We start from the raw sequence: 17,226 nt of genomic DNA, 5'->3' as shown, positions 1-17,226 counted from the left end.
GCGGGTCTCCTTCGATCCGGTCAGGCGGGGGTGGGGGTGTGGTGCGGGTCGTTCTGCTCGAGCGGTGGGACGACGACGTCGCCCGGCACGATCGCGCCGTGGGCGCGGAGGTCGGTGTGCACGACGTCGATCGGGACGTCCAGCACGTCCGTCTCCGTGGCGCTCGCACGGGCCGCGATCGCGCCGGCCGCCTGCCCCATGGCCATCGACGACGCCTGCACGCGGTACGCGGACGACGCCTCCTGGTCGCCGCTGATCGCGCGCCCGGCGACGAGCAGGCGGTGGCTGTCCCGCGGGACGAGAGCGCGGCGGGGGATCGTCGGCACCGTGCCGTAGGCGAGCGGGCGGACGTCGATGCCGTTGCCGTCGGGTCGGTGCACGTCGATCGGGTAGAACGAGTAGCTCAGGGCGTCGGGCCACGCGCGCCCGCTCGCATAGTCGTCGTGCGTGATCGTGACGTGGCCGTCGATGGTCCACGTCTCGCGGATGCCGGTCTCGGTGGCGACCCAGGCCAGGCGGACGTCCTCGAGACCCGGCTGTGCGCGCAGGAAGCGCAGCACGCGGCGCAGGAGCCGGCGGCCGGCGAGCTCGGCCGCGGTGCGGTCCTCGCTCGTGCCGCCCTGCACGCCGACCACGTGCGTGGCGTTCTCGCCGTGGCTCCGCAGGAACGACACGACCTTCTTGTGTGCCAGGTCGGCCGGCAGGAGGTCGCCGCGGGCGACGGCGTCGTCGTGCGCCGCCTGCAGCGCGTCGGCGTCGAGCGCCGCGACGTCGTACCCCTCGAGCCGCATCATCATCGTGCCCGGCTGGCGGTCCGCGTTGGTGCGGCGCGGCAGCCCGGCGAGGGCGACGATGTCGGCGTCGCCCGTGCAGTCGACGACGGCGCCGGCCGTGATCGGGCGCAGGCCTTCCTTGGTCGCGAGCGTGAGCCGCCAGGTGGAACCGTCCCAGCGGGCCTCGCCAACCATCGCGTGCAGAAGGAGGTCCGCGCCGGAGCCGACGACGGCGTCGTCGATGAGCGCGGCCAGGATCCCCGGGACAACGGGGATCTGGAGGCGCCAGTGGCGCAGGTCCCAGCGCGCGAAGTCGGGCAGCGTGCCGCCGACCTCCGCAACTGACCGCGAGACGACGTCCCAGCCGATCCCGCCGATGATCTGCTGGCCCCACGCGTGGAAGAGGCCCGGCAGCGCGACGCCGGCCACCGTCGTGGTCCCACCGAGCATGCCGTTCTTCTCGACGAGCAGGGTGCGCGCGCCGAGCCGGGCGGCCTGGGTCGCGGCGGGCCAGCCGGCGGGACCGCCGCCGACGACGACGACGTCGTAGTGCTCCCTCATGCGCTGGCCTCCCCGGTGGCGGCGCCGAGAAGCACGGTGAGCTCGGCTGCGGCGTCCATGGCCTCGTCCCGCAACCACGCCGCGTGGGCCTCCGTGTGCCGCACGGCGGGGTACCCGAGGCAGACCGCGGCGATCGTGCGGCCGCCCTGGTCCTGGACGGGTGCGGCCACGCCGCAGACGCCGGCGGCCTCCTCCTGGAGGTTCGTGGCGAACCCGCCGGCGGCGACGTCGTCCATCGCGGCCATGAGGTCCTCCGCGGCCGGCCGGTCCTGCGGGTCCCACGGGGCGTCGTCGAGCATCGAGAGGCGGTCCGGTCGGCTCAGCCCGGCGAACAGCACCTTCCCGGCTGCGGTCCGGTACAGCGGCGTGGCGGAGGAGTCGGTGAACCGCGCCGACGTCGGGCTGACGGTGAGCAGCTGGGGACCGACGAGCACGGCGATGTCGACGCGGCGGGTCCCCTGGAGGACGGCGAGGTGGACCGTCTCCTCGGTGCGCTCCCAGAGCGCGCGCAGCACGGGTGCGGCGACGGCGGACAGGTCGGTCTGGGCGACGAACCGGCGGTTGAGCTCGAAGAACCGGGAGCCGAGCAGGTAGCGGCGCCCGCTGCCGCCCTGGGCGACGAGGCCGTGCGCGACGAGCGAGGAGAGCAGGGTGCGCGCCGTCGACGCCGGGAGCCCGGTGGACTCGGCGAGCGCGCCGAGCGCGGCGCCGTGCGGGCCGGCGTCGGCGATCGTGTCGAGCAGTGCCACGCTGCGGTCGATCGCCTGGATCGCCGTGCGCGGGGTGGGCGACGTCGTGTCGCGGCGCGGGGCGGCTGGTCGGGTCTCGGGCATCGTCGCTCTCTCGTTCGTCCGCTGCTCGGGTCGGTGCGAGGGCCACCGCCTGGCGGCCGTCGCGTGCGTTCGACATTGTCGAACGCGATTCGAGCTTGGCAGTGCACGGGAGCATAGGCACCGCGATTGAATCGTGTCAACCCGGGCGCCGGCGGCGGTAGTCATGCGGCCGGGCTCGAGTTCGTACCTTGGCGGCGAGCTCGTACTCCCGGGAGTACGAGCTCGCCGCCAAGGTACGAACTCGGCCGGGCCGCCGGGCCGACGTGCCGGCAGGGGCGCCGGGCCGCCGGGCCGACGTGCCGACGTGCCGGCAGGGCGGGGTGGCGCCGCACGGTGCGGACAGCCGTCCGCGAGCATCCGGTGCGGGTTGTCCGGCGGTGGTGAGCAGCTGGTGCGGTTCAGCCGTGTTGTCGGTGGGCGAAATCTGCCGGGATGAAGGAGAACACCGCCATGTCGCGGCTGACTCCATCCCACCGGGCGGCGTTGCGGAGGGTTCCCTCCACGACCGCGCCGGCGTTCTGGGCCACCGCGAGACTTGCGGCATTGGTGGTCACGATCGACACCTCGATGCGCTGCAGGCCAAGGTCGACGCATCCCCATGACGCCAGTCGCCGCGCGCTGCGGGTCGCCACTCCACGACCCGATGCGGCAGCGCGGGTCCAGTAGCTCAGGTTCGCCGAGAGTCTCCCCGCGTGGACAGCCTCAAGAGAGGCGCCGCCCAGAAATCCGCCGGTGCTGTCGGCCAGCACGGAGAACACGAAGCCGGACCCGTCCGCCCAGAGGGTCTTGGCAGCTTCCGCCCAACGTCCGAAGTCATCCACCGTCATCCCGTCGCGATACCACGGCACTGTCTCCCGGAGAAGGAGCCCCGACTCCGCCACGGCCTCCGCCATCGCCGGCGCGTGCCCGGGTACCAACGGCACCAGCGTGCCGCCGTCGATCTGGAGCCTCACATCGCGCGAGACGTCAGTGAGCATCATGGTGCGTCACCTCGACCCTCGGGCCAGCAGCGCGACCGGTGCCGATCCGGCCGGGCTGTTGCGCACGCCGCGGGATGCCGTCGCCTCTCCCATCCGCGCGGCGCCGAGCCTCCGCGTCAGGTGCTGCCGGCGAAGCCGGAACGCCAGCACCTGGCGCCGGGCCGTCGTCACCACCACGCCGTCCTCCGAGACACGGAGCGGAGCGGTTCGGCGCGGGTGCCGTCATCGGTCACGGCGCGAGCGTAGAACCGAATGCGGACAATCTGCGCCCTGATACGAACCCCGAAGGTCTCGACGGCGCCGCGTCACGTGCGGGCCGGCGGACCGGGCCGGTGTGTCGAGTGGTCGCGAACGGTGGTCCGGGTTGCCGGGCCGGCGACCCTTCGCGACCACTCGCCGGCCCGCGCTACCCGCGCGGCAGCGGCGTCGGCGGCATGGTCAGCGGCAGCGCGGCGAGCCGCATGAGCTGCAGCACGTTGTCGTCGCCGGCCGTCTTGTTGAGCCGGAGGCGGCCGCAGCTGGTGCAACGGTGGACGAGGACCCAGCGGCCCTCGCCCCGGACGGTGACGGCGATGGGCTCCATGCCGCCTGAGCAGCCGGCCTGCCGGTCGCCGGGGACGTTGCGGTCGAGGTGCCGAGACCACAGACAGCTCGGGCAGTGGTTGCGGTGGGACGTGCCGGGGGCGTCGAGCGAGACGGCTACGCCGCAGTGGTCGCAGTCGAAGGATCGTGCGTAAGCCACGAGATAGGACCTTTCAGAAGGTGGATGCAGGTCAACGTCGACATGGCACACCTCCTGGGTCCTGGGCCGGCATCATCCGGCGACGACCCCACCTCACCAGGGCGTCCGGGCCGACGTCAACGGATTACCGGACGTCGGGTCGGCGAGCGGCGAGGCGCGCGTAGGGTCGAGGGCCATGACCGCCGGCGCAGACCTCCACGCCCTGTCCGCCCTCGACCTGGCCGCCGCCGTCCGGCGTCGCGACGTCTCGGCGGCCGAGGTGACCGAGGCCGCGCTCGCGGCGGCGGAGGAGGCCGGGACAGAGGTCGGTGCCTTCGTCACCCTCGCCCCGGAGCTCGCTGCCGAGCAGGCCGCGGCACTCGATCGGCGTCTGGCGGACGACGGCGCCGCGGACCTGAAGCTGCTCGGCGTCCCGTGCCCGATCAAGGACCTCAACATGGTGGTCGGGCTCCCGATGCAGGGCGGGAGCGCGGCGCTCGCCGGCTTCGTCGCGCCGTACGACGACGGCATCGTCACCAGGTTGCGCGAGGCCGGCACGGTGATGATCGGCAAGACCAGCACGCCGGAGTTCGGCCTGCCCTGCTACACGGAGCCCGACGTCGGCCCGCCCGCACGCACCCCCTGGGACCTCACGCGCGGCGCGGGTGGCTCGAGCGGCGGTGCGGCGGCCGCCGTCGCCGCCGGCATCGTGCCGATCGCCCAGGCGTCCGACGGCGGCGGCTCGATCCGCATCCCGGCGGCGAGCTGCGGGATCGTCGGGCTCAAGCCGAGCCGGGGCCGCGTCAGCCCCGGGCCCTACGGCGTGGAGGGTGCCGGCCTCGCCACCGGCGGCGTGCTCACGCGCACGGTCCGCGACACGGCCGCCGCTCTCGACGTCCTGTCGGTCGGCTGGCCGGGCGACGCCGCCCGCCCCGCCGCGCCGTCGACGTCGTTCCTCGCCGCGTGCGACGCGGCGCCCGGCCCGCTGCGGATCGGGATCCTGACGACGCCGGTCGTGGCCGCCGACGCCGTCGTCCATCCCGAGGCGGCGGCCGCGGCGCAGCGTGCGGCGGGCGTGCTCGAGGGCCTCGGCCACGCCGTCGACGTCGCTCCGGTGCCGTTCGAGGCCGAGCAGTGGAACGCGTTCTTCCCGATCTGGGCCACGATGGCGCTCTCGGCGCCGGTGCCGGAGGCGGCCGAGGAGCTCCTGACGCCGCTCACCCGGTGGTTGCGTGACTCGGGTCGCGGCGTCACGGCCGTCGAGTACGCGACGGCGATCGCCGGCATCCAGCGCCTCACGCGCCAGGTGGCGACGGCGTGGGACGCGTTCGACGTCGTCGTCACGCCCTCCCTCGCGCAGCCGCCCGCGCCGATCGGCTCGATCCGCGACGACGCCGACCCCGCCGCCGACTTCGAGGCACAGAAGCGCTTCACCCCGTGGACGTCGATCGCGAACCTGACGGGCGCGCCGTCGATCTCCGTGCCGATCCACCGGGCGGCCGTCGACGGGGTCCAGCTGCCGTTCGGTGCCATGCTCACGGGCCGGTTCGGCGACGACGCGCTGCTGCTCTCCCTCGCGGCCCAGCTCGAGGCGGCCGACCCCTGGCCCGCGCCGCCGGGCGCACCGGGTCCAGCCTGACGTCTCAGGCTCGCAGCTCCTGCAGCTGCGTGATGACGTCGACGAGCGCGCCGCTGCGCCAGACGGTGATCTCGATCCGCCGGTCGATGGCGTCCTCGACCATGAGGCGCTGCACGCCACGCGTGGTGGTGACGTGCTGCCCATCGATCTCGATGACCAGGTCGCCGCGCCGGAGGCCGGCCTCCGCGGCGGGGCTCGCCGGCATGACGGCCGCCACCTGCAGGCCCGTGGCGGAGCCGACACGCGCCGCGACCTCCGACGGCAGCGTGACCTCCGCGCCGGCGATGCCGAGCCACGCCCGACGTACGCGCCCGCGCTCCAGCAGCACGTCGATGATCTCGCGCGTGGTCGCGTTGATCGGGACGGCGAGCCCGACCCCGATGCCCGCGACCGCGGTGTTGACGCCGACCATGCGCCCCGCGCTGTCGGCGAGAACGCCGCCGCTGTTGCCCGGGTTGAGGGAGGCGTCGGTCTGGATCACCTCGTCGACGACGCGGCCCGCGCCCGTCGGCAGCGAGCGTCCGAGTGCCGACACGATGCCCGCCGTCACGCTCCCGGCGAGCCCGAGGGGGTTGCCGACGGCGACGACGAGCTGCCCGACCCGCAGCGCCGTCGCGTCGCCGAGTCGCACGGGTGGCGGGACGGCGTCGTCCGCGCGCAGCACGGCGAGGTCGGACAGCGGGTCCCGACCGACGACGCGCGCCCGCACCCGGGTGCCGTCCGCGAAGCCCGCGTCGGCGGCGTCCGCCCCGGCGACGACGTGCGCGCTGGTCAGCAGGGCGCCGTCGTCGGAGATGACGCTCGCGCTGCCCGCCCCGGCGCCGTCGCGCGTGCGCACCAGGAGGCTCGCGACGCTCGGCAGCACCGTCTCGGCGACGGCGACGACGGCGCGCGAGTACGCGTCGAGCGGTTCCTCCACGTGTGGTTCAGCGCTGTGGCGCGGTGGATCGTGCCCGCGTTCGCTCCCGGCGGAGCGACGGCGGCCTGCCCCCGGGTCCGCCGAGGTCCGGTCGCGATGCGGCACGCACAATTCCGTCGCGTTCGATCGAGACTTCGACGGCGTCCCGGGGCTGCGACGCGTCCCGATCGCGTCGGCGCTCGGGGACTGAGGCCCCGCCTCAGGGCCGGCCGCGGCTCAGCGGCTCAGGGTCGTCTCCTGCCCCAGGTGCGACAGCTTGGCGGGGTTGCGCACGGCGTAGAGCCCGGAGATCAGGCCGCGCTCCACCCGCACCGCCATGACGGTCTCGACCGCGCCGTCGCGCTCGAAGAGCAGCGCCGGGTGGCCGTTGACCTCCACGATCCGCAGCGACCCCATGCGCTCGGCGACGCCCCCCAGGAAGCGCCCCACGTCATCGGAGCCGACGACCGGTTCCAGAGCGGCCCGCACGACGCCGCCGCCGTCGGCGAGGAAGACGACGTCGGGCGCCATCACGTCCAGCAGACGTCGCAGGTCACCGGTCTCGAGCGCGCTCCGGAACGCGGCGAGCACGGCCCGCGTCTCGGCGGGGGAGACGTGCTCGCGCGGTCGTCGCGCCGCGACGTGCGACCGAGCCCGATGAGCGATCTGCCGGACGGCGGCCGGCGTCTTGCCGACGGCCTCGGCGACCTCGTCGTAGGACAGGTCGAACACCTCGCGCAGCACGAACACCGCCCGCTCGGTCGGCTTCAGCGTCTCCAGCACCAGCAGCATCGCCATCGAGACGCTCTCGGCCAGCTCCACGTCCTGTGCGGCGTCGGGCGCGGTCAGCAACGGTTCGGGCAACCAGGTGCCGACGTACGACTCCTTGCGTCGGCTGAGCGACCGAAGCCGGGTCAGCGCCTGGCGGGTCGTGATCCGGACGAGGTACGCGCGCGGATCGCGTACCAGCGCGAGGTCGACGCCGACCCACTTCAGCCACGTCTCCTGCAGGACGTCCTCGGCATCGGCCGCCGAGCCGAGCATCTCGTACGCCACGGTGAAGAGCAGGTTGCGGTGGGCGACGAACGCCTCGGTCGCGGGATCCGGGCGGTCGCTGTCGATGTGTCTCACCCTCACAAGACGCCGGGCGCGTCCGTTCTGTGACACCGCGACAGCGGTCGGGTGCCCTGTGACTCACGTCACACCGTGTCACGCCGATGGGCTCACCGGCATCTGGTGTCCATCAGCACATCACAGCGGGAGGACCATCATGACCTCAACGGTCGACACTCTGCGTCGCGGCTTCGGCGGCGACATCATCGAGCCGGCGCACCCCGGGTACGAGGCGGCCAGCCGCACGGTCCTCGCCTCGGCGCGCCCGGCGTACGTCCTGCGGCCCACGAACGAGGCGGAGGTGCAGGCCGGCGTCCGGTTCGCCGTCGACGCCGGACTCCCGCTCGCCGTGCGCGGCGGCGGCCACGCGTTCGCGGGCTTCGGCACCGTCGACGACGGCGTCGTGATCGATCTCGGTCATCTCGCGCAGGTGGAGGTGCTCGACGCCGACCGCGGCCTCGTGCGGATCGGCGGTGGGGCCACGTGGGGTCAGGTCGCGGCCGCACTGGGGCCACGCGGGCTCGCGATCTCCTCGGGGGACACGGCCAGCGTCGGCGTCGGCGGGCTGACGCTCTCCGGCGGGATCGGCTGGAAGGTCCGGAAGCACGGCCTCGCCCTGGACAGCCTGGTGGCGGCCGAGGTCGTGCTCGCCGACGGCCACGTGGTCCGCGCGAGCGCTGACGAGAACCCCGACCTGTTCTGGGCCCTGCGCGGTGGCGGCGGGAACGTCGGGATCGTTACGGCCTTCGACTTCGTGGCTCACCCGACGACCGACGTCGTCCACGGCCGGATCACCTTCCCGGCGTCCGAAGCGGCCGACGTGCTCGCCGGTTGGGCCGACTACCTGCGCGGCGCACCGGAGGAGCTGACGTCCGTGGTGAGCTTCGCCAACCCGTTCGCCGGCGGGCCGGACGCGCCCGTAGAGATCCTCGTCGCGTTCGACGGCGACGACGCCGACGCCGCGGCCCGGGCGATCGACCCGATCCGCCGCCTCGGCACGGTGATCGACGACGACGTCTCGCGCAAGCCGTACGCGGACGTCCTCGAGCCGGGTGCGACGCCCCCACCCGGGATCCGGTTCGTGGTCCGGAGCGCCTTCGTCGACAGCGGGTCGGTGTCCGCGGCGGTGCGGGTCCTCGCCGAGGTCGGGGCGTCGGGGCAGTCGCCGTTCGTCACGCTCCGTAGCGTCGGCGGTGCCGTGTCGCGGATCCCGGCGGACGCGACCGCGTACGCGCACCGGTCGGCGGAGCTGCTCGTCGTGACCGTCACCGCCGGCCCAGAGCCGGTGGTCGAGGCGGCCCTGCCCGCCCTCGACGCGACGTGGGCCAGGCTCGCCCCGCACGTCACGGGCGCCTACGCGAACTTCCTCGCGTCCACCGCCGAGGCGGCCGTCGCCGCCGTGTACCCGCCCGCGACGTACGACCGCCTGGCCGCCGTCAAGCGCCGCTACGACCCGGGCAACGTGTTCTCCCGCAACCACAACGTGCGGCCCGCGTAACCGCCACGCTCGCGGCCGCCGTCGTCAGCCCCGGCGGCGGCCGCGGGCCCAGAAGATCCGGGGCAGCTCGCCCGCCTCCTCGCCGACGGCGACGAGCTCGAAGCCGGCCGCCAGCACGGCGTTGAGGTAGGTCGAGAGCATCCGGTGGTTCGCGCCGACGTGACCGCGGACGCCGCTGCGCCCCGTGGTCCACCAGCCCTCGGCCGCGTAGCCGCGGTCCGGGGGCCAGCTGGGCAGCGTGTCCGGGTCGTCGGCTCGGCCGGGGAAGCACGGGTGGAACACCGTGAGCGTGAACAGCCCGCCGGGAGCCACCACAGCCGCGGCCGCGGACAGAGCCCCCGGCAGGTCGTCGATGTCCATCAGCGCCATGTTGCAGACGACCTGGTCGTACGGTTCGCCGTCCCACCAGCTCGTGGTCGTGGCGTCGCCGACCAGGTACTCGATCCCGAGCGGCGCAGCCGCCTCGAGCTCCCGGGCATGGCCGACGAGATTCTCGGAGAGGTCGACCCCGCTCACCCGGGCGCCGCGCTCGGCGAGGATGCGACTGAGCTGGCCCCAGCCGCAGGCCTGGTCCAAGATCCGCTGACCGGCCAGATCGGACGGGAGGACGTCCGCAGCGGCGGAGTCCCACGCGCCGGTGTGCTCGACGTACCAGTCGGCGTGGGGGTCGTACCGCGAGACGGTCTGCTGGCTCATCCACAGACCCTAGTCGGCGGGGCGGCCGGGTTGGCGACCGGTCGCTCGGGTCAGGGAGAATCGTCGCCCATGCGCTTCGTGGTGATCCGGCACGCCCAGTCCGCCAACAACCTCCTGTACGAACGGACCGGCGCCTCGGTCGGCCGGCACCACGACCCCGAGCTGACCGATCTCGGACGCACCCAGGCCGCCCGGCTCGCCGACGCCGTCGCGGAGGGCGCGCTGCCGTGGCAGATCACGCACCTCCACACCAGCCTCATGACGCGGGCGGTGCAGACGGCGGCGCCGCTCGCGGACGCGCTGAACCTGCCGCTGCTCGGCAACCTGGACGCCTACGAGACGGACGGCGTCTTCATCGCCAACGAGGACGGCACGCCCGTGCCGCACCCCGGGGCGACGGCGGACGCGCTCCAGGCGGTGAGCGCGCGACTGGTGCTGCCCGTGGGCGTGGGACCGGACGGCTGGTACACCAGGCCCTACGAGCACGAGTACGAGGTGCACGCCGAGCGGGCGCGCGCCCTGATCTCGAGTCTCCGCCACCAGCACGACGACGGCGACGTGGTCGCGCTGCTCACGCACGGCGCGTTCTTCCAGCACCTGTTCCGCGCGTTGCTCGGCATCGAGCAGATGAGCGGGTGGGTCCTCAAGCACAACACCGCGATCAGCCTGTTCGCCGACGCCGCGGTGACCGACTACTCCACCGTGACGGCACTCCGGGTCGACTGGATGCCGCACCTGAGCGACGATCTGGTCTCGGAGTGAGCCTGCGCTCCGCGTGCGAGGCGATGGGCCGCCCTACGGCCTGACGATGGTCACCCCGGCATGCTCCGGCTCTCCGCCCATGGCGACGAGTGCCCCGGCGGCGTCGTCCAGGCCGACGACGGCGCCCACGAGCCGCGCCGGGTCGAGCGCGCCGGACGCGATCTCGGCGAGCATCGCCGGGTAGTCGTGGGCCGCCATGCCGTGCGAGCCGTAGAGCTCGAGCTCCCACGCGATGACGCGGTCCATGGCCATCGGCGCGGCGGCGGCGTCGCCGAGGAGCAGGCCCGCCTGCACGTGCCGCCCGCGGCGGGCGAGCGAGAGCACCGACGCGCGAGCGACGTCGGGGTGGCCGACGGCGTCGATCGAGGCCCGCGCACCGCCTCCGGTGAGGTCGACGACGGCGGAGGCGACGCCGTCCGGCGTCATCCCCGCTGGATCGAGCGCGGCGCCGGCGCCGAGCGCCTCGGCCGCCGCCCGGGCGTCCGGTGACGGGTCGACGGCGACCACGCGCGCCCCGCCCGCGACGCCGACCATCACCGCCGCGAGCCCGACGCCGCCGCACCCGTGCACGACCAGCGACTCGCCGGCGCCGACCCGGGCATGGGTGCGCACCGCGCGGTACGCCGTCGCGAACCGGCACCCGAGAAGAGCAGCGGCGTCGTCGGACACGGCGTCCGGCAGCGCGACCAGGTTGACGTCCGCCCACGGCACCGCCACCCGCTCGGCGAACGACCCGTCGTACGTGAAACCCGGCTGCTCCTGGCGTTCGCACACCTGGTGCTCGCCGGCCGCGCACGCCGAGCACGTCCCGCACGCGCACACGAACGGCACCGTGACCCGCTCCCCGCCGCGCCAGCCCTGCACGTCCGGGCCGACCTGCGTCACGACGCCCGCGAGCTCGTGCCCCGGCACGTACGGGACGCGGACGTCGTCGTCGTGCCCGGCCCACGCGTGCCAGTCGCTGCGGCACACGCCCGTCGCGCGCACGTCGACGACGACGCCGTGCGGCGGGCACGTCGGGTCCGGCACCTCGCGCACGTGCGGGGGAGCGCCGAACGCGTCGACGACGACGGCGCGCACGTCAGGCGGGCCCCGTCGCCGTGGGAGCGGCGTCGGGCAGCAGGCCGGCGAGGTCCGCGCCGACGTGCGTCCACGCGCCGGCGCGCATCGTGGCGGCGACGGCGAACGCCCGGAGCGCGGCGGGGGAGGCGGCGAGCGGGTCGTCGTCGAGCAGGACGACGTCGCCCGGGCCGCCCGGCGCGAGGCGGGGCACGCCGTCCGTGGACGCCGCGAACGCGACGGCCGGGTCCAGGTGCTGCTCCGGGTGCCACTCGGGCCGGGCGTCGCGCGAGCGGTGCACGGCGGCCGCCATCGCCACCCACGGGTCGAGCGGCGCGACCGGCGCGTCGGAGCCGAGCGCGAGCCGCACCCCGGCCGCGTGCAGCGCCGCGAACGGGTAGGCGCGGTCCGTCCAGCCGGCCCAGACGGCGTCGGCGACGTCGCGGTCGTCCAGCGCGTGCTCCGGCTGCACGCTCGCGACGACGCCGAGCTCTGCGAAGCGCGCGACGTCGTCCCACGTCAGCAGCTGCGCGTGCTCGACCGACCCCCGGGCGCCGGTGCGCGCGAACGCGTCGAGCGCGAGCGTGTTCGCGGCGTCGCCGATCGCGTGGATCGCGCACGCGAGGCCTCCCGCGTGCGCCCGGGCCATGAGGCTCTCCAGCTCGTCCGGCGGGACCGACAGCACGCCGCGGCCCGTCGCGCCCGGCGGGTACGGCTCGTGGCAGTACGCGGTGCGCGTGTTGAGCGAGCCGTCGACGATGACCTTGAGCGGCCCCTGCGTCACACCCGAGGCGGCACCCGGGATCGGGTCACCGGTGCGCAGCCCCGCGTCGAGCACCCGCTCGAGGTGCTGCGGCCAGACGCCCGCCCGCACCCGGACCGCGGGCGACCCGGCGGGCGCGCGACGCGGCCACGCGTCGAGCGCATCGGCGATCTCGAGGTCGACGACGCCGACGACGCCGCGGGTCGCCGCCTCCCGCAGGGCGTCGAGCACGCCCGCGTCGCGCGTCGCGTCGGTGCTGGCGTCGAGGTCGTTCTGGATCCGCAGGAACGGCTCCTCCCGCAGCACGCCGTCCGGCGTCGCCGGGGCGCCGAACCGTCGCAGCGCGGCCGACGAGAACCAGCCGCAGTGCAGGTCGCCGCTGACCAGGACCACCGGAACGTCGCCGGCCGCGGCGTCGAGCACGTCCTGCCGCGGGGCGTCGCTCCAGAGCGCGTCGCGGAAGCCGTACCCGACGAGCACCGTGCCCGCGGGCGGCGGCGCCGACCGCAGCCGCTCCCGCACGAGGTCGGCCGCGCCGGCCGCCGACGCCGCCGCCGACACGTCGAGCCGCGCCCGCACCAGCGCCCACTGCACGAGGTGCGTGTGCGCGTCCCAGAGGCCGGGCGCCACCCAGCGTCCCTCGACGTCCACGTCGACGTCGCCCGGGGCATCCGCGCGGGTCCCGCCCCCGGCGCGTGGAATGTTCGTTGCGCCGGCGGCAACCGATCCTCCACGCGACGGCCCAGCACCGGCCCCACGCGCCGAGGCGACGGCGACCACGGAGCCGCCGTCGAGCACGACGTCGACGAGCGAGCCGTGCGCCGCCCCGCCCGCGTCGACCAGCCGCGCGTTCCGCAGCACCGTGCTCATGAGCTGCCGTCCCCTCGGTGTGGATCATCGGTGACCTCCGCGGCAACCGACCTTCCCCGGGTCGCCTCCAGGCCGGTCGACGCAGACGACCCGTGCACGTCCCGCATTGCCGCCGCGAGCGCCGCGTTGCCGTGCACCGGGTCGGACTCGAGCGCAGCGATCACGCGAGCCACGACCTCGGGCGGCTTGTCCTGGCTGAGCTTCGCCTTGCCCTGCCAGCGAGTGGCCCGGACCCGGAAGCCCAGCGTGCCGGGCGCGAGCCGCCGGGCGTACGCGCCGCCGTCGCCGTCGTCCGGCAGCACCCACGGCGACGGGCGCTCGTCCTCGAACCGCGCGACGGTCGCCCGCAGCACGTCGAACGTGTCGGACGCCGAGAGGATCTCGGGCACCCCCCACAGGTGCACGGCGAGGAAGTTCCACGTCGGGACGGCCGGTCCCCACGAGTACCAGGACGGGGAGACGTAGCCCGAGGGTCCTTCGACGGTCACGAGCACCTCGCGGCCCATCCGCGCGGCGTCGGCGAGCTCGTGCGTGACGTCGTCGGGCCGGCCCAGGTGCGACAGGACGGCGAGCTCCCCGGCTCCGGGGTCGAGGAGGAGCGGCAGGTGGCTCGCCACGGGCGACGGCGGCGAGGTGGACGTCGTCGAGACGAGCGTCCCCCACCCGACCCGGCGCACCAGCGCCCGCGCCCAGGCGACGTCCGTCACCCGATGGTCGACGCCGTCGAGCACCTGCCCACCTCCAGATCGCGTCCGCACATCATGCGCGCGCGTCGACCTTCGGGTCGAGCGCGTCGCGCAGCACGTCGCCGAGCACGATGAAGCACAGCACGGTGACGACGAGGAACAGGCTGGGGAACAGCAGCAGGTGCGGGTGCGACGTGAACTGGTTCTGCCCCGCGTTGAGCTGCAGCCCCCATGAGATCGACGGCGCGCGCAGCCCGACGCCGAGGAACGTCAGCGCCGCCTCCGCGACGATCACGGCGCCCATCGAGTTGCTCGCGAGCACCACGACCGGGGAGATCGCGTTCGGGAGGATGTGCCGCCGGAACAGGTGGAAGCCGCGGTCGCCGTACGCCCGGGCGGCCTCCACGTACTCGGCGGACCGCACGCTGCGCACGGACGAGCGCATGAGCCGGGCGAGCGTCGGCCAGCCGAAGACGGCGAGCACGACGGCGACGGTGAGCGGCCCGCGGCTCGGCATCGAGTTGAGCACGATGACGGCGCCGAGCAGGAACGGGAAGCCGAGGAAGATGTCGGTGAGGCGGACCACGACCGTGTCCACGGCCCGCCCGGCCAGCCCGGCGGTGCTGCCGAGCGCGACAGCGATCGTCACGGCGAGCAGCGTCGCCACGACGCCGACCACGAGCGAGGAGCGGGCCCCGTGGATCACGCCGGCGTACAGGTCGCAGCCCTGCACGTCGAACCCGAAGGGGTGGCCGGGCTCGGGCAGGCCGGCACGGCGCGAGATGTCGCACACGCGGGGGTCGCCGTTGCCGAACAAGCCGGCGAACGGACCCGGCACGAGCGCGATCAGCGTGAGCACGCCGAGGACGGCTGTCGCACCCCAGAACGTCGGGCGGCGGCGCATCCGGGTCCACGCCCCCCGGCTGCGCGGCGCTCGCGGCGGTCCGGTGCCGTCGTCGAGGGTCGGGGCGGCGGAGCCGACGGCGGTGGCCAGGTCAGTCATGGCGGATCCGGGGATCGAGGGCGGAGGAGAGGAGGTCCGCGAGCAGGTTGACGAGCAGGAAGATGACGATGAGCGCCGTCGCGACCCCGACGACGAGCGGTCCCTGGTGCTGCTGGATCCCGGTGAACAGCAGCTGGCCGACCCCGGGGATGTTGAAGATGCCCTCGACGATGACGGCGCCGCCGAGCAGGGCGCCGAGGTCCACGGCGAGGAACGTCAGCACGGGCAGCAGGGAGTTGCGCAGCACGTGGTGCGTGAACACGCGGGACTCGGGCAGACCCTTCGCGCGGGCGGTGCGCACGTGGTCGGCCATGAGGTTGTCGAGGATCGACCCCCGCGCGAGCCGTGACACGGCGACCATCCCGAGCAGCGCGATGACGAACGCCGGGAGCAGGTAGCCCATCGGCCAGCCGTCGCCGGTCCCGGCGATCGGGAAGATCTGCCACCGGATCCCGAACGTGAGCTGCCCGAGGTACGCGAGCACGAACACCGGGACCGAGGAGATCGCGACGGCGGTCCACAGCATGAGCGTCGACGTCCAGCGGCCGCGGCGCAGGGCCGTGTAGATCCCGAGGCCGAGGCCGAGCACGATCTCCATGACCCAGGCGGTGAGGGCGAGCTGGATCGTCACCGGCCACCGGTCGGCCATCTGCGCGGCGACCGAGCGGCCCGTGAAGTCGATGCCGAGGTCGCCACGCACGAGCCCGCCGAGGTAGTTGAGGTACTGCACGAACAGCGGGTCGTCGAGGCCGTACTGCGCGCGGATCGTCGCGATGACGGCGTCAGACACCGGGCGCTCGCCGGCCATCGCCCGGATCGGGTCGCCCGGCAGCGCCCAGACCGCGGCGAAGATCACGAACGTGACGCCGAGGAACACGATCGCGAGCTCGAGGACCCGCCGCAGCACGACCCGGGTCACGGCGGCCCCGGATCCTCGTCGCGCTGCGGAGTCCGCTCCTGGCGCGCCCGGTCCTGCAGCGCGCGCGACACGGCGAGCAGCGACGCGTACTGGACGCCCGCCAGCGCGGCGATCGGGTGCGGCGTCAGCGGGTGCGCGTCGGCCTCGCGGCCCCACTCCGCCAGGACGTCCGTGAGCCGGGCGTGGACCCGGCGCGCCGTCGGGCTCGCCGTGCCCAGCGCGCAGATCCCGTCGACGGCCCGCAGCAGCATGCCCCCGAACCGCAGCCGGAACATCCGCACCTGGTCCGCGACCGAGAACACCTCGGCCACGGTGGCCGGTCGGTCCGCCTCCGGCTCCACCGCGCGGAGCGCCAGGGCGTCGGCGTCGGAGCGCAGGAACGGGAGGAACGCGCGCGATCCCCGCACGAGCGGCGACGAGTCCGGCAGCTCTCCGTCGACCTCCGCGAGCAGCCCGAGCAGCAGGTCCGCCACCTCGCCGAGCTCGACGCCGGCCCGGGCGAGCGCGTCCGCGTAGGAGTGCGAGCTGACGCTGTCGTCGGAGGAGTCCGGGTGCGACCAGTACGGCAGCTCCGCGACGAACGAGAACGTGCCGTGACGGCTGGCGTACGACCCGGAGGATCCGCCCGACGGCGCACCGGCGAGCGGGTCGAGCCCGAGCGAGACGAGGTGCTCGTACCCCGCGCCCGGGTCGATCTCGGCGTAGATCGCGGGCGCGAGCACGGGGATGAACGGCGCCTCCGGCTCCCCGGCGTCGAGCTCCAGGCCCTGCGCCTCCGGGATCGCGGCCAGGGCGCCGTACACGCTCGGCAGCGCCTCGGTCAGGTAGTAGTAGACGCCGCCGAGCTCGCCGTTGTGCAGCGTCATGAGGAGCTCGGGCCGCGTGTCGTCGAGGAGCCGCATGAGCGCGAGCGTCTCCGGCATGACGGCGTCGAAGTACAGGTCCTTGTACTCGAGCGGGAAGGACCACTCGACCTGTTCCGCCGGGGCCGGCCGGTAGAAGTGGCGCGAGTAGTGCGACCGCGTGAACGGCCCGTGCAGCCACCCCTCGTTGAGCCGCATCCCGTCCGGGTCGATCGTGGGCACGACGTGCCACGTCGCGTCCCACGTGCCGGACGTCAGGTCCCGGTCCTCGACGGCGGTGCGGGCGAGATGCAGGGCGGTGACGGACCCGATCGGCTCGTTCGGGTGGACGCCGCCGACGATCACGTGGGCGCGCGAGCCGGTGCCGACCGAGTAGCACCAGATCGGCTCACCGAGGCGCGACGTGCCGATCCGCCGTCGGGTCAGCCGACCCGACGAGGCGGCGCGCAGCTCCTCGAAGGAGGCGAGCAGCTCGTCGACCGTCGGGAACACGTCGGTCGGCGGAACCTCGCCGGACCGGGCGACGACGTCCGCCAACCACTCCGGGGCGCGGCCGGGGGCGGCGGACGTCGTCGTCGTGCTCATCGGG

At 74.6% G+C, this 17,226-nt stretch carries 16 protein-coding genes; 3 read left to right on the top strand and 13 right to left on the bottom strand.

What is annotated here, in order from left to right; all coding sequences use genetic code 11:
• Positions 1–20: 20 nt before the first annotated feature.
• The 4 genes from BCAV_RS18515 to BCAV_RS18500 all read right to left on the bottom strand — a co-directional run bounded on the left by BCAV_RS18515 (position 21) and on the right by BCAV_RS18500 (position 3,889).
• Positions 21–1,334: an FAD-dependent oxidoreductase gene (locus BCAV_RS18515; protein WP_015884153.1), complete on the bottom strand. Its 1,314-nt coding sequence runs from the start codon at positions 1,332–1,334 to the stop codon at positions 21–23.
• Positions 1,331–2,167: an IclR family transcriptional regulator gene (locus BCAV_RS23040; RefSeq protein WP_015884152.1), complete on the bottom strand. Its 837-nt coding sequence runs from the start codon at positions 2,165–2,167 to the stop codon at positions 1,331–1,333. Before BCAV_RS23040 ends, BCAV_RS18515 begins: the two co-directional genes overlap by 4 nt.
• Before the next feature lie 398 nt (positions 2,168–2,565).
• Positions 2,566–3,147 (bottom strand): GNAT family N-acetyltransferase, encoded by a 582-nt coding sequence (locus BCAV_RS21830; protein WP_015884151.1) that lies wholly within the window; start codon positions 3,145–3,147, stop codon positions 2,566–2,568.
• Positions 3,148–3,553: 406 nt separating this feature from the next.
• Positions 3,554–3,889 carry an RNHCP domain-containing protein gene (locus BCAV_RS18500; RefSeq protein WP_050761764.1) on the bottom strand — a complete coding sequence of 112 codons (336 nt, stop codon included), beginning with the start codon at positions 3,887–3,889 and terminating at the stop codon, positions 3,554–3,556.
• A gap of 175 nt (positions 3,890–4,064) precedes the next feature.
• On the opposite strand from BCAV_RS18500, the gene BCAV_RS18495 reads away from it, so the two are divergent.
• Positions 4,065–5,507, top strand: a complete 1,443-nt coding sequence (locus BCAV_RS18495; RefSeq protein ID WP_015884148.1) for an amidase — start codon at positions 4,065–4,067, stop codon at positions 5,505–5,507.
• 4 nt (positions 5,508–5,511) lie between these two features.
• On the opposite strand, the gene BCAV_RS18490 is transcribed toward BCAV_RS18495, so the two are convergent.
• Together BCAV_RS18490 and BCAV_RS18485 are read right to left on the bottom strand one after the other, a co-directional pair.
• Positions 5,512–6,426: a S1C family serine protease gene (locus tag BCAV_RS18490; protein WP_015884147.1), complete on the bottom strand. Its 915-nt coding sequence runs from the start codon at positions 6,424–6,426 to the stop codon at positions 5,512–5,514.
• Positions 6,427–6,642: 216 nt separating this feature from the next.
• Positions 6,643–7,542 (bottom strand): RNA polymerase sigma-70 factor, encoded by a 900-nt coding sequence (locus BCAV_RS18485; protein ID WP_015884146.1) that lies wholly within the window; start codon positions 7,540–7,542, stop codon positions 6,643–6,645.
• A 133-nt stretch (positions 7,543–7,675) separates the two neighbouring features.
• On the opposite strand from BCAV_RS18485, the gene BCAV_RS18480 reads away from it, so the two are divergent.
• Positions 7,676–9,016, top strand: a complete 1,341-nt coding sequence (locus BCAV_RS18480) for an FAD-binding oxidoreductase (RefSeq protein WP_015884145.1) — start codon at positions 7,676–7,678, stop codon at positions 9,014–9,016.
• A gap of 24 nt (positions 9,017–9,040) precedes the next feature.
• Here BCAV_RS18480 and BCAV_RS21825 read toward each other — a convergent pair whose 3' ends face one another.
• Complete coding sequence (locus tag BCAV_RS21825) at positions 9,041–9,712, bottom strand: class I SAM-dependent methyltransferase (protein ID WP_015884144.1); 672 nt, start codon at positions 9,710–9,712, stop codon at positions 9,041–9,043.
• Positions 9,713–9,781: 69 nt separating this feature from the next.
• On the opposite strand from BCAV_RS21825, the gene BCAV_RS18470 reads away from it, so the two are divergent.
• Positions 9,782–10,474 (top strand): histidine phosphatase family protein, encoded by a 693-nt coding sequence (locus tag BCAV_RS18470; protein WP_015884143.1) that lies wholly within the window; start codon positions 9,782–9,784, stop codon positions 10,472–10,474.
• A gap of 33 nt (positions 10,475–10,507) precedes the next feature.
• Here BCAV_RS18470 and BCAV_RS18465 read toward each other — a convergent pair whose 3' ends face one another.
• From BCAV_RS18465 to BCAV_RS18440, 6 genes are read right to left on the bottom strand one after another with little or no spacing between them, the layout of a single operon-like run.
• Positions 10,508–11,554, bottom strand: coding sequence for a zinc-dependent alcohol dehydrogenase family protein (locus BCAV_RS18465; protein WP_015884142.1), 1,047 nt, complete (start codon positions 11,552–11,554; stop codon positions 10,508–10,510).
• A 1-nt stretch (position 11,555) separates the two neighbouring features.
• Complete coding sequence (locus tag BCAV_RS18460) at positions 11,556–13,166, bottom strand: amidohydrolase (RefSeq protein WP_015884141.1); 1,611 nt, start codon at positions 13,164–13,166, stop codon at positions 11,556–11,558.
• Positions 13,163–13,897, bottom strand: coding sequence for an FMN-binding negative transcriptional regulator (locus BCAV_RS18455; RefSeq protein WP_015884140.1), 735 nt, complete (start codon positions 13,895–13,897; stop codon positions 13,163–13,165). The genes BCAV_RS18460 and BCAV_RS18455 overlap by 4 nt, the downstream gene beginning before the upstream one ends.
• A gap of 28 nt (positions 13,898–13,925) precedes the next feature.
• Complete coding sequence (locus BCAV_RS18450; protein ID WP_015884139.1) at positions 13,926–14,855, bottom strand: ABC transporter permease; 930 nt, start codon at positions 14,853–14,855, stop codon at positions 13,926–13,928.
• Positions 14,848–15,774 (bottom strand): ABC transporter permease, encoded by a 927-nt coding sequence (locus tag BCAV_RS18445; RefSeq protein ID WP_015884138.1) that lies wholly within the window; start codon positions 15,772–15,774, stop codon positions 14,848–14,850. Before BCAV_RS18445 ends, BCAV_RS18450 begins: the two co-directional genes overlap by 8 nt.
• Positions 15,771–17,222, bottom strand: coding sequence for a M14 family zinc carboxypeptidase (locus tag BCAV_RS18440; RefSeq protein ID WP_015884137.1), 1,452 nt, complete (start codon positions 17,220–17,222; stop codon positions 15,771–15,773). The genes BCAV_RS18445 and BCAV_RS18440 overlap by 4 nt, the downstream gene beginning before the upstream one ends.
• Between the last annotated feature and the right edge of the window lie 4 nt (positions 17,223–17,226).

The sequence above is a fragment of the Beutenbergia cavernae DSM 12333 genome (assembly GCF_000023105.1).
Classification (GTDB): domain Bacteria; phylum Actinomycetota; class Actinomycetes; order Actinomycetales; family Beutenbergiaceae; genus Beutenbergia; species Beutenbergia cavernae.
Note: the sequence above shows the minus strand (reverse complement) of the source record. Positions and strands in the feature narration are given on the sequence as shown.